General features: G+C 70.3%; 16 protein-coding genes and 2 pseudogenes. 9 read left to right on the plus strand and 9 right to left on the minus strand.

From position 1 onward, the window contains the following. Positions 1 to 72 precede the first annotated feature (72 nt). Both ACZ6CL_RS00105 and ACZ6CL_RS00110 read left to right on the plus strand, forming a co-directional pair. Positions 73 to 426 (plus strand): hypothetical protein, encoded by a 354-nt coding sequence (locus tag ACZ6CL_RS00105; RefSeq protein WP_468929150.1) that lies wholly within the window; start codon positions 73 to 75, stop codon positions 424 to 426. Between the two features lie 65 nt (positions 427 to 491). After that, positions 492 to 827 (plus strand): hypothetical protein, encoded by a 336-nt coding sequence (locus ACZ6CL_RS00110; RefSeq protein WP_468929152.1) that lies wholly within the window; start codon positions 492 to 494, stop codon positions 825 to 827. A gap of 71 nt (positions 828 to 898) precedes the next feature. Here ACZ6CL_RS00110 and ACZ6CL_RS00115 read toward each other — a convergent pair whose 3' ends face one another. From ACZ6CL_RS00115 to ACZ6CL_RS00130, 4 genes and pseudogenes are all read right to left on the minus strand, one after another. Further along, complete coding sequence (locus ACZ6CL_RS00115; RefSeq protein ID WP_468929154.1) at positions 899 to 1,297, minus strand: DUF6193 family natural product biosynthesis protein; 399 nt, start codon at positions 1,295 to 1,297, stop codon at positions 899 to 901. Next, complete coding sequence (locus ACZ6CL_RS00120; protein WP_468929157.1) at positions 1,294 to 2,157, minus strand: hypothetical protein; 864 nt, start codon at positions 2,155 to 2,157, stop codon at positions 1,294 to 1,296. The genes ACZ6CL_RS00115 and ACZ6CL_RS00120 overlap by 4 nt, the downstream gene beginning before the upstream one ends. A gap of 269 nt (positions 2,158 to 2,426) precedes the next feature. Continuing rightward, positions 2,427 to 2,642, minus strand: coding sequence for a DUF397 domain-containing protein (locus ACZ6CL_RS00125; protein WP_468929158.1), 216 nt, complete (start codon positions 2,640 to 2,642; stop codon positions 2,427 to 2,429). Between the two features lie 82 nt (positions 2,643 to 2,724). After that, positions 2,725 to 3,117 (minus strand): annotated as a pseudogene (locus ACZ6CL_RS00130) (DUF5753 domain-containing protein); the annotation flags it as partial. Here ACZ6CL_RS00130 and ACZ6CL_RS00135 point away from each other — a divergent pair. Next, complete coding sequence (locus ACZ6CL_RS00135) at positions 3,010 to 3,468, plus strand: ATP-binding protein (protein ID WP_468929159.1); 459 nt, start codon at positions 3,010 to 3,012, stop codon at positions 3,466 to 3,468. The pseudogene ACZ6CL_RS00130 and the gene ACZ6CL_RS00135 sit on opposite strands and share 108 nt — an antisense overlap. 126 nt (positions 3,469 to 3,594) lie before the next feature. Further along, entirely contained in the window at positions 3,595 to 3,891 is a 297-nt protein-coding gene (locus ACZ6CL_RS00140; protein WP_468929161.1) for a GYD domain-containing protein, read from the plus strand. Here ACZ6CL_RS00140 and ACZ6CL_RS00145 read toward each other — a convergent pair. The 3 genes from ACZ6CL_RS00145 to ACZ6CL_RS00155 all read right to left on the minus strand — a co-directional run bounded on the left by ACZ6CL_RS00145 (position 3,869) and on the right by ACZ6CL_RS00155 (position 6,811). Beyond that, the gene (locus tag ACZ6CL_RS00145; RefSeq protein WP_468929163.1) at positions 3,869 to 5,719 is read right to left on the minus strand and encodes an alpha/beta fold hydrolase; all 1,851 of its coding nucleotides are present in this window, start codon (positions 5,717 to 5,719) and stop codon (positions 3,869 to 3,871) included. The genes ACZ6CL_RS00140 and ACZ6CL_RS00145 overlap by 23 nt on opposite strands. Beyond that, the gene (locus ACZ6CL_RS00150; protein ID WP_468929165.1) at positions 5,716 to 6,318 is read right to left on the minus strand and encodes a TetR/AcrR family transcriptional regulator; all 603 of its coding nucleotides are present in this window, start codon (positions 6,316 to 6,318) and stop codon (positions 5,716 to 5,718) included. The genes ACZ6CL_RS00145 and ACZ6CL_RS00150 overlap by 4 nt, the downstream gene beginning before the upstream one ends. Positions 6,319 to 6,439: 121 nt before the next feature. Next, positions 6,440 to 6,811, minus strand: a complete 372-nt coding sequence (locus ACZ6CL_RS00155; RefSeq protein WP_468929167.1) for a hypothetical protein — start codon at positions 6,809 to 6,811, stop codon at positions 6,440 to 6,442. An 828-nt stretch (positions 6,812 to 7,639) separates the two neighbouring features. Here ACZ6CL_RS00155 and dctA point away from each other — a divergent pair. The 5 genes and pseudogenes from dctA to ACZ6CL_RS00180 all read left to right on the plus strand — a co-directional run bounded on the left by dctA (position 7,640) and on the right by ACZ6CL_RS00180 (position 12,090). Beyond that, on the plus strand, positions 7,640 to 9,061 hold the full coding sequence (dctA, locus tag ACZ6CL_RS00160; protein ID WP_468929170.1) for a C4-dicarboxylate transporter DctA: 1,422 nt from the start codon (positions 7,640 to 7,642) through the stop codon (positions 9,059 to 9,061). Positions 9,062 to 9,269: 208 nt separating this feature from the next. Then, positions 9,270 to 9,497: a glycerate kinase gene (locus tag ACZ6CL_RS00165; RefSeq protein WP_468929173.1), complete on the plus strand. Its 228-nt coding sequence runs from the start codon at positions 9,270 to 9,272 to the stop codon at positions 9,495 to 9,497. 13 nt (positions 9,498 to 9,510) lie between these two features. Beyond that, a pseudogene (locus tag ACZ6CL_RS00170) lies at positions 9,511 to 9,621 on the plus strand (glycerate kinase); the annotation flags it as partial. 321 nt (positions 9,622 to 9,942) lie between these two features. Next, a complete protein-coding gene (locus tag ACZ6CL_RS00175) occupies positions 9,943 to 10,860 on the plus strand; it encodes a LysR family transcriptional regulator (protein ID WP_468931184.1) in 918 nt (305 codons plus the stop codon). Positions 10,861 to 10,986: 126 nt separating this feature from the next. Next, the gene (locus ACZ6CL_RS00180; protein WP_468929176.1) at positions 10,987 to 12,090 is read left to right on the plus strand and encodes a tartrate dehydrogenase; all 1,104 of its coding nucleotides are present in this window, start codon (positions 10,987 to 10,989) and stop codon (positions 12,088 to 12,090) included. A 12-nt stretch (positions 12,091 to 12,102) separates the two neighbouring features. Here ACZ6CL_RS00180 and ACZ6CL_RS00185 read toward each other — a convergent pair whose 3' ends face one another. Continuing rightward, entirely contained in the window at positions 12,103 to 12,771 is a 669-nt protein-coding gene (locus ACZ6CL_RS00185) for a polysaccharide deacetylase family protein (RefSeq protein WP_468929178.1), read from the minus strand. 25 nt (positions 12,772 to 12,796) lie between these two features. After that, positions 12,797 to 13,504, minus strand: a complete 708-nt coding sequence (locus ACZ6CL_RS00190; protein WP_468929181.1) for a glycoside hydrolase family 11 protein — start codon at positions 13,502 to 13,504, stop codon at positions 12,797 to 12,799. Between the last annotated feature and the right edge of the window lie 10 nt (positions 13,505 to 13,514).

The following is a 13,514-nucleotide window of genomic DNA, read 5'->3' on the forward strand; positions in this document are numbered from 1 at the left end:
CGTACGGGGGACGCAAGAGGAATGCCTTTCTGTGGGCAGTCCTGCGCGCCTCCCCTGACACACGGGGAATCAATGAGCTTCAAAGCCGGATCGGCGGCGGCCGCTGTGGTCGTCGCCGCCACCGCAAGCATCCTGATGGCGCCCGCCGCCTCCGCGGCTGACTCCACGGGTAATACCATCAAACCTGGTTACGTCTGCACCTCAAAGCACACGCAAACCACGGGATCTGCCAAGTGCTCCAACCTGGCCCGGTTCGACCAATATCGGGCGAAGGTCACCTGCATCGACTCCCGCGGTATCAAAGCGGTCTTCTACGGCCCCTGGAAGAAGGGCAAGAGCGGCGAGTGGTCGAGCCGCAAGTGCCCCGGCACCGAGGGCGGCCGGGTGGGCGTCTACAAGGCGGGCTACCAGGTCGAACTCATGTGACGCCCGGTAGGCCCGACCCGCCTGCCCGTCACAAGCACGAGTCATCGAAATCACGGGGAACACGTATGAATCGCAAGAAGGCATTCCTCGCCGTCGCGGGAATGGTGATGGGCGCCAGCCTCATCACACCCTCCGCCCTCGCGGAAGACGGCGATATCGGAGTTCGCTCCGTAGACTGCAACACATGGTCCAAGAACGGCACCACTGGCTACGCCTATTGCTCCGGCCTCGGCCAGGTCGGCGCACACCGGGTGAAGGTAGTGTGCGTGGACACTCGCGGCGTGGAGGTCACGTTCTACGGCCCCTGGGTCGGCAACGCCAAGACGTCGAAGCGAAAGTGCCCGGGCACGGACGGTGGCAGGGCGGGAGTTCTCCGCGTCGGCTCGGAGATCAAGGACTGAGCCAATAGGCAAATCCCTGATATGCCGGTGGGTGGCCCAACGAGCCGCCCACCGGCGACCTTTGCCCGCAGCTATTCCCGCGCCCTCTCCAACGCCGCAAGCTCCGACGGGGTGCCGACGAAGGCCGGACCGCAGCCCGGCGGCAGCCGCTCGATCACCATGGCCAAGGCCTCGTCCACGCTCCCGACCTCACCGACGCCCTCACTTCTGGACGGACCGTCGACCCGGTACCGGCCGTCGTACGAAGGAGCCACGTACGGAATGTCCCAGGTGTAACGCGGCTCCGTGCAGCGACTGAAGTGCAGCTCCCACATCCCCGTCCACGGATAGAGCTGCCGCAACAGCGGCTGCGCGTAGGCGGCCCGCACGAGCTCGCTGAAGGGACCCAGGAGCGGTGAACCTATTGGCCTGACGGGTTCTCCCGCGGTCTGCAACAGCCGGCGCCAGGCACTTTCGACAGGATCGGTCACGCCACCATTGTCTCCGGCGCCGGGTCCCGCAGCCCTGAGTCGACTCGGCAGTCGCGGCAGTGCCGACCGGGTTCGGCCGCGCGGAAGGCGCGTTCGCAGCCGTCGCAGTTCCGCCAGGGGAGGGCGGGCGGTGCCTTGGGGGTGGCGGCGGCTCGCGCGGGCGCGGGGAGGGGCGGTTCGCTGAGGCGGAACGCGAGGATGCGGGCGGGGCGGGTCCGCAGCTGGTCGGGGAGCCGGCTGGTGAGTGCGACGGTGATCTGCGCGGGCCCCACTCCGGCGGCGAGCCATTCGCTGACGGCGGGTGCGAGGTCGGCGGCCTCGCGGCGGGACAGGATGAGCCGGGGATCGGCGAGGCGCAGCGAGGCCAGGATGGCGACGGCCCGTGCGTCGGCCTCGGGAACGGGCTCCGGGGCAGGCGCGGGTGCCGGTGCCGGTGCCGGTGCCGGTGCCGGTGCTTGTGCGGGTGCCGGTGTCGCTGGACGTGCGGCGGGCGGCGGGGTGGGCGATCCGCCGCCCGGTACGTCGTAGAAGTACGTCCGGGTACGGATCACCCCGCCGGGTCCGCGTTCACGCCGCCGCACCAGGTATCCGGCGGACTCCAGCTCCCGCAGCGCCCGCGAGATCAGGATCTCGCCCTCGGTGAAGTGCTCGCACAGCGCGGCGATGCTGACGGCCGCGCCATCAGGCAGCGACAGGATGTAGGCCGCGACGCCAACGGTGACCGCGCTGCCGCGTCGCTGCGCGAGGGCGTTGGCGATGACGGTGAAGTCGGCGGTGAGGCGGGTGCGGATGTGGATCACGCCGGAGGTCGGTGCTCCGGCGTCAGCGCGCGCATGCGCGTTAGACTGCGGCTCAGCCATCGGGAAGCTACTTCTTCCTGATCGGTCAGGCCCTCGATCGGGATTGCCGTCCCGGCGGGGGCCGTCGTTTTGCGGTTGTGTTGCGGCGAACGTAACGACCGCCATGTGGCCACCGCAAGCCGGTCACCCGTACGAGTGATCGCAGCGGGAGGGTGGGTGGGCGGGAGTTCTTTACCCCGGTTCTTTGGGGGAGTTCGTGGCCCACCGGACCCCTGCGTACGAGGGCCCGGTGGGCCCGGAAGACCGACTGCGACCGGTACCCGGCAGGCTCAGAGCCGGTCGTCGGCCTTCAACTCGCCGATGAAGGAAGCCCAGGAGCCCGCAGGGAAGACCAGCACCGGACCATCGGGCCGCTTGCTGTCACGGACGGGGACGACGCCGGGGATGCCGTCGGCCACCTCCACGCAGTTGCCACCCTCCTGGTTGCTGTAGCTGCTCTTGCGCCAGGCGGCGTCGTTCAGATCGGGACGGGACACTCGCTCCACGGTGATAGCCCTCCATCACGGATCGGATCATGTCGAGCGACATGAGCGGGGGCAGGGATGCTGCCCGCAGCCGATCGTAGGACAGGGCGAAGCGCTTCACGTCGTCTGGTTCTTCGATGAGTTGGCCGTAGTGGGCGCCCTCGGTGTAGGCCACATCCGAGTCGTCCGGGGCCGTGAGCACGGTCAGAGAGCCGCCCATCACGTCGTGCTCGCCTTGATCGAACGGCAGTACCTGCACGGTGACGTGGGGCTCCATGGCTGCCTCCAGCAGCCGGACCAACTGCTCCCTCATGACAGCCCGGCCACCGACCGGACGTCTCAACACCGCCTCGTCCAGGACGACCCACAGCTCAGGCCGGTCCGGCGAGTGCAGCCGCTGTTGCCGTCCGAGCCGGGCGACGATGCGCTCCTCCAACTGCAGTTCCCCTCGACGCCCCGCGGGGCGCGGCTCGCCCGGCGGGGCGCCGTACGGCACATGGAGGAGTGGGGCTACCCGCCCGCTTCGGACGCGTCCTGCACGGTGGCCCTGCTGGTGGCGGAGCTGGCAGCCAACGCCGTACGCCACGGGCGCGTCCCCGGGCGGGACTTCCGCCTTCACCTCACCCTGCGCCAAGCGCCGACGCAGACGATCCGCATCGAGGTCTCGGACACCTGCGACGACCGTCTACCCCTCAGGCCGACGACCACCTCGCCCGATGACGAAACGGGCCGCGGGCTACTCCTGGTCGACAGGCTCGCCACGCGCTGGGGCACGACTCCCCGCGTACCGGTCGGCAAGACCGTCTGGGCGGAGTGCGCTCCGGAGGAGCAAGCGCACGGGGCCTGATGTCGTACCGGCGGGCGGCCGACGCTGAGGCCCCCGCCGGGCCGGAGGTGGCCGGTGTCGGCCGCTTCTCTATGACGTGCGCCTGTGCCCAGACCTCTTCAGAATTGACATGAGGAGGTGAGGGCCATGCCCACCTACATCACCATGCTGAACTGGACCGATCAGGGTGTCCGCGCCTACCGCGACACCGCGAAGCGCTACGAGGCCTTCGGGGCGGCGCTGGACAAGCTCGGGGTGAAGCTCCTGGACTTCCACTGGACCGTCGGCCCGTACGACGTCATCTACACCATCGACGCCCCCGACGACGAAACCGCCACCGCGGCTTCCCTGCAGCTCAGCGGCCTGGGCAACGTCCGCTGCACGACCCTGCGCGCCTTCGACCGGCAGGAGATGGACGGCATCATCGCCAAGGCGGCGGGCTGACCGCTTCGGCCCCTTCCCGGGCGAGTCCGGGGCCGGTCTGCGCGCCGATGGCCCGGGCCACCTCCGCCGGGTGGGTCAGCTGCAGGTGGTGGCCCGCGCCGTCGACCACCGTGACGCGGGCGCGGGGCAGCGCGTCCAGCAGGGTCTGGCCCTCGGGGGTGAGCGGATCGTCGGAGCCCACGATGACGTGCACCCGGCCCGGGTAGCGCCGCAGCTTGGCCCGGAGGGCCGACCGCCACCGCGGCTTCGCGGCGGCGGCCAGGAGACGGGAGACATTCGCCGCAACGGTGCCGCGGTGGAGGTCCGCCACGCTCGATCGCAGGGCGGCCGCGTGCGCCGGGTCGCCGGTGAGGCGCTTGGCCAGCGCCTCGGGGGACACGTGGCTCAGGTACGGGCGGGTCAGGGGCGCCCACCGGGTGGTGAGTGCCGGGCGCGCCTGGAGGAAGTACGGGGCTACGAGCGTGAGTTGCTCCACCGCTGCGGGGTGGGCGGCTGCGGCCTCGACGGCGGCCGCGGCGCCGATGGAGTGGCCCACCAGGTGACGGGCGCCGGTCCCGGTCACCAGCGCGGTCAGCCAGGCCGGCCAGTCGTCGCGGCATCCGCCGCTCAACCCCAGCCCGGGCAGGTCGACGGCGCGGACGCGGCCGACGGAAGTGACGACCGGCGCCCAGGTGTCGGCGTTGACCGGCAGGCCCGGCATCACCACCGTGGGGGCGTCCGGCTCGCCGAGCTGAAACGTCCGTACCCCGCCCGGCGCGGTGAACCGCCTGTCGCCCGCCGGGGCCACCGGGGCGTCCCCGAAGCGGTGCGCCGCGAGGTGGTCGGCCCAGCGGCGGATCGTCGTGACGGCGTCCGGCATGGCCAGACCGTGGCGAGCGGCGAAGGCATGCGCCGACTCGGTGGGGTAGCGGTCGCTCGACAGGAAGGTCAGGGTCTCCGGGTCGGCCTTGGTGAGCCGCCGGGGCAGCCGCTTCACCAGGGATACGGGAATCCGCACCCGGGGCGCCTTGATCCGGTAGTGCTCCGCGATGAGCGTGAGCAGGCGGGGGAGTGGGGGCGTGGCGTCATCCAGCAGCCAGTACGAGGTGCGCTCGGCGGCGTCGTCGATCGGAAGCAGGGTCATGAACCGGGCGAGGTAGTCGGCCGTTACCACCGGTACGAACGTGGACGCGTTCCCCGGCAGCGCAGCGAGGGAGCCCCGCCAGAGGTCCTTCACGCTCGACGCGAGCCCCACGTACTGGTCGGATTCGCCGGTGACGCTGTCACCGATCACGGTGGCCGGGCTGACGATGGACCAGGGGACGCCCAGCTGGTCCGCCGTGGCCTGGAAGACGGCGTCCGCCTCGGCCTTGGACGCCTCGTAAGGGCCGAGGGCCCGGTAGGCCGCCGATCGCCGCTCTTCGCTCCAGGCGGCCGGGTCCTGTCCGCCCACCCGGTACCCGGAGACGTGCACCAGGCGCCGCAGGCGCGGCAATCGCGCCGCGAAGGCGACGACGGCGCGGACGCTGTCGACGTTGGCGCGGCGGGCATCGTCCGCCGACATTCCGAACCGGTAGGCACCGGCGCAGTTGTAGATCTCTGTGACGTCGTCGCACGCGCCCTGGATCAGCGACAGCTCCGCGAAATCGACCCGGAGATCGGCCGGGGCCTCGCCGTGCCCGTGCTCGGCCAGCCACCGGACGAGCCGCCGGTAGGACTCATGGCTCCGGCTGGCGGCGCTCACCCGGACCCCGGCCCGGCCGAGCGCGAGGACCAGGTGGCGTCCGAGGAAGCCGGTCGCGCCCAGCACCAGTGCGTGCCGGTCGTGCCGGTCCCCGACCGCGCTCATGCCGACGCCTCCGCACCCTCGTCACCCTCGTCCAGCAGCACGGCGAGCGCCTGGGCGGCGCAGTGCAGCGGCTCGGTGGACCGCTGGGCACGCGACACGATCATCGCTCCCTCCACCATGCTGACCACGGCGGTCGCCATGGCGCGGGCGTCGGTACGAGGCCGGCCGTGCGCGACGAGGTACTCGGTCACGGGCTCGATCCACGACGTGAAGGCGTTCGCGCAGGCGTCCCGTAGCCGCTCGCTCTGCGCGCCCATCTCCAACGTCACCACCGAGACCGGGCATCCGAGACGGAAGTCGCTGTCGGCGAGCATCCCGGCCAGGGTGTCCATCACGCGGCGCACCACCTCGCCCGGCGTGGCGGATTCCAGCGCCGAGTCGGCGATGAGAGAGCCGAATTGCGCGGCCGCGAGCTCGACGGCCTTCTCCCCGAGCGCCTCCTTCCCCTGGGGGAAGTGGAAGTACAGCGACCCCTTGGGCGCGCCCGAGTGCTCCACCACCGTGTTGAGCCCCGTGCCGCTGTAGCCGTGCCGCTGGATCAGTTCGAGCATCGACTCTGCCAGCCGTGCGCTGGTCATGGCTCCCTTGGTTCCCGTCATGACTGCACAATAGACCGGTCTACATATTTTTCAAACGTGAGGCTGCCAGGGGGTGCCGGGGCGCCGGGGGCCGCATGGCGGCAGGCCCCCGCCGAGACGGGGGCCTGCCGACCGCTGCTACTTACTTGCAGTAAATCGCCGCATTCGACTTGCGAATCGTGGACTTCCCCGAGCTGCCCCCCTTGGCGCTGGCAAAACTCGAGTACTTACCGCAGGTGCCGACCTTGGCGGTGACGCTCACGGACCCGGCCTGAGTCGTTTTGCACTTCTTGGCCACCTCGATGTCGGGGTAGTAGGGGTGGGCCACCAGGAGGGACACGCACAGTTTCGTGCCCGCCGGCTGCGGGCCGAGCATGGTCGCCTTTGCCGTGACCTTTCCGGACTTGTAGGTGGGCGCCTTCGCGGTGAGCCAGTCGGCAGCGGATGCCGATTGGGTTCCCCCGAATACTGCGAGTGACGCGACGACAGCCACACCGATGGTCTTGAACCTCAAAATTGCTCCCCGTTTTCGCGTGATCAAAGTGATCGTGCTTGGCGGGAAAGCTATCAGACGTCATGGGTGAAGTCAGGGTGTCGGCAAGGCAGTTCCGCTTGGTCCTTGATGGCGACGCAAAGATGGGATTTTGTCCGAAATGGAGGGAGTCCGGTGCCCCTGCGATGGGGTGACGTAAACCCCTTGCGCCCGGCGAACAGGCGCATGTACAAAGTTCCGCGACCGCAAAAACAGGCTCAGCCTGAAAATTGAAAACGGGGGATTCTGAACGAGGAGCAAAGTCGGCTCCATCGCGGCCATCGCGGCTGCGCACGGAGACCGCCGCGTCTGCCAAGTGCGCCGACCTGGCGCGGTTGGACCGGTATCGGGTAAAGGTCACCTGCATCGACACCCGGGGTGTGAAGGCCGTCTTCTGCGGCCCGTGGCGGATGGGCACGAGCGGTGACTGGTCCACGCGCAAGTGTCCTGGCACTCAGGGTGGCGCTGTGGGCGTTTACAAGGCGGGCTATCAGGTCGAGTTGTTCTGATGCGGAACCGTTCTGACGTATGACCACCGCACCACGCGTCCAGCACGGATTTCGCACATCTCCGCGTCGGCTCGGAGATCAGGTATTGACAGCCCCCACGGGATAGCGCCCGCTCGACAAGGCGGCGTCACGGGTTCACTCGGTGGCGCCGCCTTCGGCGTTGGGGTGTGGGAAAGATAGGCCCCGCCTATACGGGGCATCGATTTTTGGTCGTGGACCCCCTGAGCTGTGTCCCGGTTCACTGTGGCGCAAGCTGGCGCGGACCGATCGGGCTCGGTATCGCGCGATCAGGGAGGCCGCAATGACGCATACCCCGGACCCAGAGCGAGCCGCGACCCCGACCCCACCGACCTCACCGGCCCCGGAGCGCGCCGCGGCGAAGCCGTGGTACCGGCAGTTGTACATCCAGGTGCTGGTGGCGATCGTGATCGGCATCGTCCTGGGCTGGCGATGGCCGGACCTGGCCACGGACATGGAGCCGATCGGCACGACCTTCATCACCGCGATGAAGATGCTGATCGGACCGATCGTGTTCCTGACCATCATCGGCGGCATCGCCGGAGTCGCCGATCTGAAGAAGGTCGGCCTCACCGGGATCAAGGCGCTGACCTACTTCCAGGTCGGCACGATCGTCGCCCTGCTCACGGGCCTGGTCGCCATCAACATCTTCCGGCTCGGCGACGGCGTACACGCCGATCCGTCGACGCTGGACACCTCGGGCGACGCGGGCCAGTACATCGAGCAGGGCGCGCACCAGCACTGGTGGGAGTTCCTGACGAACATCGTGCCGGGCAGCTTCTTCGGGCCGTTCGTCGAGGGCGACATCCTCCAAGTGATCTTCCTGGCGGTGATCTTCGGGATCGCGCTGAAGTCGGTCGGGCAGGTCGGCGAGCCGGTCATCGCGGGTGTCCACCGGCTGACCGAGGTCGTCTTCAAGGTGCTGTCGTTCGTCATGAAGGCCGCGCCGCTCGGCGCGTTCGGCGCGATGTCGTACGCCATCGGGAAGTTCGGCCTGTCCACGCTGACCAGCCTCGGTTCGCTGATTCTGCTCTTCTACGTCACCTCCGCCCTGTTCGTCGTGGTGGTGCTGGGCGGTGTGCTCGCCGCGTACGTACGGCTGAACATCTTCCAGCTCATCCGCTACTTCAAGGAGGAGTTCTTCCTGATCCTGGGCACGTCGACCGCCGAGCCCGCCCTGCCGGGGCTGATGCGGAAGCTGCAGTTCATGGGCGTCGAGCGGTCCACGGTCGGTCTGGTCGTCCCGACCGGCTACAGCTTCAACCTCGACGGCGCGGCGATCTACCTCTCCCTCGCCACCCTCTACATCGCGCAGGCCACGGACACGCCGCTGTCCATTCCGCAGCAACTCGGGCTGCTCGCCGTGATGTTGCTGACGTCCAAGGGCGCGGCGGGCGTCGCGGGCGGTGGCTTCATCGCGCTCACCGCGACCCTGTCGACGGCGGGGCACGTCCCCGCGGCGGGCATCATGCTCATCTTCGGCATCGACAAGTTCATGTCGGAGTGCCGGGCGCTGGTGAACTTCTTCGGCAACGCCGTCGCCACCCTGTTCGTCGCCCGCTGGGAGAACGGCCTGGACGTGGCGCGGGCGCGCAAGGTGCTGGCGGGGAAGGGCGGTGAGCCACCGACGGAGGCGCGACCCGTAAGGCCCACGGCGCCGACGGCCGTGGCGCCCGCCGCGCACACCGCCGAGGTGGCCCCCTGATGGTGTCCGTGCTGATCGCCCCGGGCAAGTTCAAGGGCTTCCTCACCGCTGACGACATCGCCCGTGCGCCCGGACCCGCCGACTCGCGGCCGCGGACGGGGGAGAGGGGAGCGTGGCCGCCGCCTGCGGGGGCGGTTCACGCCCGAGACGGTCACGGTGACCGGTCCGACCGGACTGCCGGTCACGGCGCGCGTGGCGGTGGACGCCCGTGCCCGTACCGGTGGCCGCCAAGCGTGCCGGTTCCCGTGGCCGTACGCATGCCGGTTCCCGTGGCCGTACGGCACCGCTCACCGCCACCAGCTCAGGCGTCGGCCAGACCGTCCGGCACGCGCTGGCGGGCGGAGCGGACACGGTCGTCCTCGCCCTCGGCGGCGTGGCCACCACCGACGGCGGCGCGGGCCTGCCGCAGTCCCTCGGCGCGGTGCTGGCCCCGTGAGGACGGCACGCCGATCGGCCCCGGTGGCCGGGGGCTCGCGGACCTCCGTACGGCCGACCTCGCCGCAGCCGGTACCGCGCTGGCCGGTGTCGACCTCGTCCTCGCCACCGATGTGGACAACCCGCTGCTCGGGCCGATGGGCGCGGCCGCCGTCTACGGTCCCCAGAAGGGCGACCGCGAGCGACGTACGCGAACTGGACGCCGCCCTCGGCGCCCTCGTCCGCGGCCCGGCGGCGGCGCTCGCCGCGCGGTCCCGCCGGCAGGGCGTACCGGTGCACGCCGTAGCGGGCCGGCGCACACTGCCCGCCGAACGGACCGCGACCCACTTCCGGTCCGTCGTAACGACCCGAGGGCGAGGGATAGGTTGACCCGGCAACGGCCGCAGCAGGCGCAGCAGCCACCGCTGTCGCAGCCGCAGCCCAGATCCGTCGCCCGGGGAGGCACCGTGGACGCGCGGCAGCTCGAGTACTTCCTGGCCATCGTCGAACACGGCGGCTTCAGCAAGGCGGCCGCCGCGCTGCACGTGGCCCAGCCGTCGCTGTCGCAGGCCATGGCGACCCTGGAGGCCGACCTCGGGGTGGCCCTGTTCCACCGCGTCGGCCGGGGCGTCGTCCTCAGCGAGGCCGGGGCGGAGCTGCTGGAGCCCAGCCGCCGCGTGCTGCGGGACCTGGCCGCCGTACGCGACACGGCCGCCGGGCTCGCCGGGCTGCAGGGCGGCACCGTCGAGGTCGCCACCATGCCCTCGCCCGGCATCGAACCGCTCACCACCCTCATCCACCGCTTCGCCGAGCTGCACCCGTCCGTGACGGTGAGCACCCAGGCCGCGTTCACCCCGGACGAGGTCCTGTCCCTGGTGCGCAGCGGCGCCTGCGAACTGGGCCTGCTGGGCTCGGCGAGCCCCGTGAACCCGTCCGGGCTGGACGTCCTGCACGTCGAGGACCAGCCGTTCGTCGTCGTCGCCGCGCCCGGCGGGGCCATCGAGGACGGGGTCACGCTCCGGCCCGGGGACCTGGCGGGCCACAAACTCATCGCCTCCCGCACCGGCAGCCTGATGCGCAGCATCGTCGACGACATCACGGCGACCGCGGGCGGCACCGGCACGCAGATCGTGACCATCGTCGATCACCGGACATCGATCCTGCCGCTGGTCCTCACCGGGGTCGGGGCCGCCGTCCTGCCTTCCTCCTGGACCCGGCTCGCCCGGCGCTGCGGCGCGGCGGTGGCGCCCCTCGAACCGACCGCGCACCTGCACGTGGCGATGGTCAGCCTGCCCGCGCACCTCACCCCGGCGGCCCGGGCCCTCCTCGCCCTCACCGGCGCGCTGGCCGCCCAGCGGGCGCGGGGTACTGCCCGCCCGGCCTGACGCCCGATCCATCGGCCACACCTATACGTCGCATCGAAACCAGGTCTTGGACGCGCCACGACCGCCCTGTGTTGACTCGAACCGTCCCCTCGGGGCCCGACCCACCACAGCGAGCCGGAGGCACTCATGACCGCCGCCCCCCGTACGTTCCGTATCGCCGCCATCCCCGCCGACGGTGTGGGCAAGGAAGTCGTCGCCGCGGGGCGCGCCGTCCTGGACGCGCTGGCCGAGGACTCCCGTAACTCCCTGAACACCGACGAGGCCTTCGCCCTCGCCTGGGAGGAGTTCCCCTGGGGCTGCGGGTACTACGAGCGCACCGGCAAGATGATCGACGACGACGGCCTGGACCGCCTCAAGGACTTCGACGCCCTCTACTTCGGCGCGGTCGGCTGGCCGACCGTCCCCGATCACATCAGCCTGTGGGGCCTGCGCCTGAAGATCTGCCAGAACTTCGACCAGTGGGCCAACGTCCGCCCCGTGCAGTTCCTGCCCGGCGTCCAGAGCCCGCTGCGCAAGGCCGACGACACCGAGCTGGACTGGGTCGTCGTCCGCGAGAACAGCGAGGGCGAGTACGCGGGGCTCGGCGGCCGCAACCTCTCCGGCCGTGGCCCGGGCGGCGAAGTCGCCGTCCAGTCGTCCCTGTTCACCGAGGTCGGCTGCGAACGCATCATCCGCTTCGCCTTCGACCTGGCCCGCACCCGCACCCGCCGCAAGGTCTCGTCCGTCACCAAGAGCAACGCGCAGCAGTACGGCATGGTCCTGTGGGACGACGTCTTCCGGCGCGTCGCCGCCGACTACCCGGACGTGGAGACCGAGAGCGTCCTCGTGGACGCTATGTCCGCGAAGTTCGTCCTCCACCCCGAGGACCTGTCGGTCGTCGTCGCCTCCAACCTCAACGCCGACATCCTCTCCGACCTCGGCAGCGCGCTGGCGGGCAGCCTGGGCCTGGCCGCCAGTGCCAACCTCAACCCCGAACGCCGCTTCCCCAGCATGTTCGAACCGGTCCACGGCTCCGCCCCGGACATCGCGGGCCAGGGCCTGGCCAACCCCATCGGCGCGGTCGGCAGCGCGGCCCTCATGCTGGACCACTTCGGCCTCCCCGCCGCCGCGGCCCGCCTCCGCCAGGCCATCGAGGCGACGACGGCCGCGGGCATCCTCCCCCGCGACCTGGGCGGCACCGCGACGACGGAGGAGGTGACGAAGGCGCTGATAGCCGCTCTGAACACCTGACTTTCCCCCTGCCTACAAGTTGGGGGCCACGGCGCGGCCGGTCTGCGGAGAGATCATCCCGGCGCAGAGGCCGCGAGCGGCCAGCCCCTGGGCGATGCGGGGGATCGCGGCACGGGTGTTGGCGGGCCCGTCGTGCATGAGGATGACCTGGCCGTTGGTGAGTCGGCCCGCGGCCTGCACGATCGCGTCCGTACTGGCGTTGTTCCAGTCCTGCGAGTCGACGTCCCAGATGATCTGGGTCAGGCCGTACCTGGCCGCGACCGACTTCACCGTCGCGTTGGTCTCCCCGTACGGCGGCCGGAACAGCTTCGGCGTGCCGCCGCCCGCGCCCGCGATGGCCGTTTGCGTCCGGGAGATCTCCGCGTCGATCTGCGCCTGACTCAACTGGGTCAGGTGGGGGTGGGTGTAGCTGTGGTTGGCGACCCACATCCCGGCGCTGACCTGGGCCCGCACCTGGGCCGGGCTGGCGGCGGCGTTCTGCCCCGTATTGAACATCGTGGCCCGCAGCCCGCTCTGCTTGAGCGCGTTGAGCAGGGCGGGCGCGTTGCCGGACGGACCGTCGTCGAAGGTGAGCCCGACGTACCCGGCGCAGGCCGCAGCAGCGTGGGTGGTGGTGGTGAGGGTGCCCGCGGCGGCCATCGCGACGACGGCCAGTAACGCGAGACGCGGTCTGATTCTCATGGGGAGCCGTCCTCGTCAGCTCGTGCTACTTCACCGTGATGTTGGAGCTTCCGCTGCTCTGGTAGCCCTCGGTCGCGAGGATCATGTAGTACTTGAAGCTGCCCAGCGGCATTCCGGCGCGGGCCCAGGCGTCGAAGTGGTTGCCGGTGGTGATGGTCCCGCCCGTCCGCTTCGACTGCCGGACGCTCCAGTATTGGTCGAAGGTGCGCGTGCCTTCGACGGACGGCGCGTTGTACCGCGTCGTCTTGTAGATGTCGTACGTACCGCCGTCGCTGGTGACGGTGCCCTTGTACGTCCCCGTGGGCCGGTACGTGCCCCAGTTGTCGACGACGTAGTACTCGACGAGCGGGTTCGACGTCCAACCGTAGAGGGCCAGGTAGGCGTTGCCGGACGGGTTGAACGTGCCCGAGTAGGTCACGCTCCTGCGTCCGCCGTTGCTCCAGCCCTTGCCCGCGACGAAGTTCCCGGTGTTGCGCCACGACGTGCTGTAGCTGCCGCCGGAGGCCAGGTTCATGGAGACGGTGCCCTGGGCGTCCGTCCAGAACGAGTAGTAGTAGCCGTTGTTGGTGCCGGTCTGGTTCGTGGTGATGACCGTGTCGGCATGGGCGGTACCGGGCAGGGCCACCGCGGCCACGGTGACCAGGACCGTCGTACAGGCCGCGCTGATGAGCAGCCTGAAACGGCTGAGCGGCCCTAATCGGCCGTGTCTGCGACTTGCCAGAGTGTCCTTCATGTGCGCAGTT

Source organism: Streptomyces sp. NPDC041200 (assembly GCF_055591805.1).

Coding starts and splice junctions, on each gene's coding strand:
- dctA (WP_468929170.1), top strand. CDS start 7,640: ATGACGCATACCCCGGACCCAGAGCGAGCCGCGACCCCGACCCCACCG.
- ACZ6CL_RS00185 (WP_468929178.1), bottom strand. CDS start 12,771: ATGAGAATCAGACCGCGTCTCGCGTTACTGGCCGTCGTCGCGATGGCC.
- ACZ6CL_RS00140 (WP_468929161.1), top strand. CDS start 3,595: ATGCCCACCTACATCACCATGCTGAACTGGACCGATCAGGGTGTCCGC.
- ACZ6CL_RS00110 (WP_468929152.1), top strand. CDS start 492: ATGAATCGCAAGAAGGCATTCCTCGCCGTCGCGGGAATGGTGATGGGC.
- ACZ6CL_RS00190 (WP_468929181.1), bottom strand. CDS start 13,504: ATGAAGGACACTCTGGCAAGTCGCAGACACGGCCGATTAGGGCCGCTC.
- ACZ6CL_RS00105 (WP_468929150.1), top strand. CDS start 73: ATGAGCTTCAAAGCCGGATCGGCGGCGGCCGCTGTGGTCGTCGCCGCC.
- ACZ6CL_RS00150 (WP_468929165.1), bottom strand. CDS start 6,318: ATGACGGGAACCAAGGGAGCCATGACCAGCGCACGGCTGGCAGAGTCG.
- ACZ6CL_RS00180 (WP_468929176.1), top strand. CDS start 10,987: ATGACCGCCGCCCCCCGTACGTTCCGTATCGCCGCCATCCCCGCCGAC.
- ACZ6CL_RS00120 (WP_468929157.1), bottom strand. CDS start 2,157: ATGGCTGAGCCGCAGTCTAACGCGCATGCGCGCGCTGACGCCGGAGCA.
- ACZ6CL_RS00145 (WP_468929163.1), bottom strand. CDS start 5,719: ATGAGCGCGGTCGGGGACCGGCACGACCGGCACGCACTGGTGCTGGGC.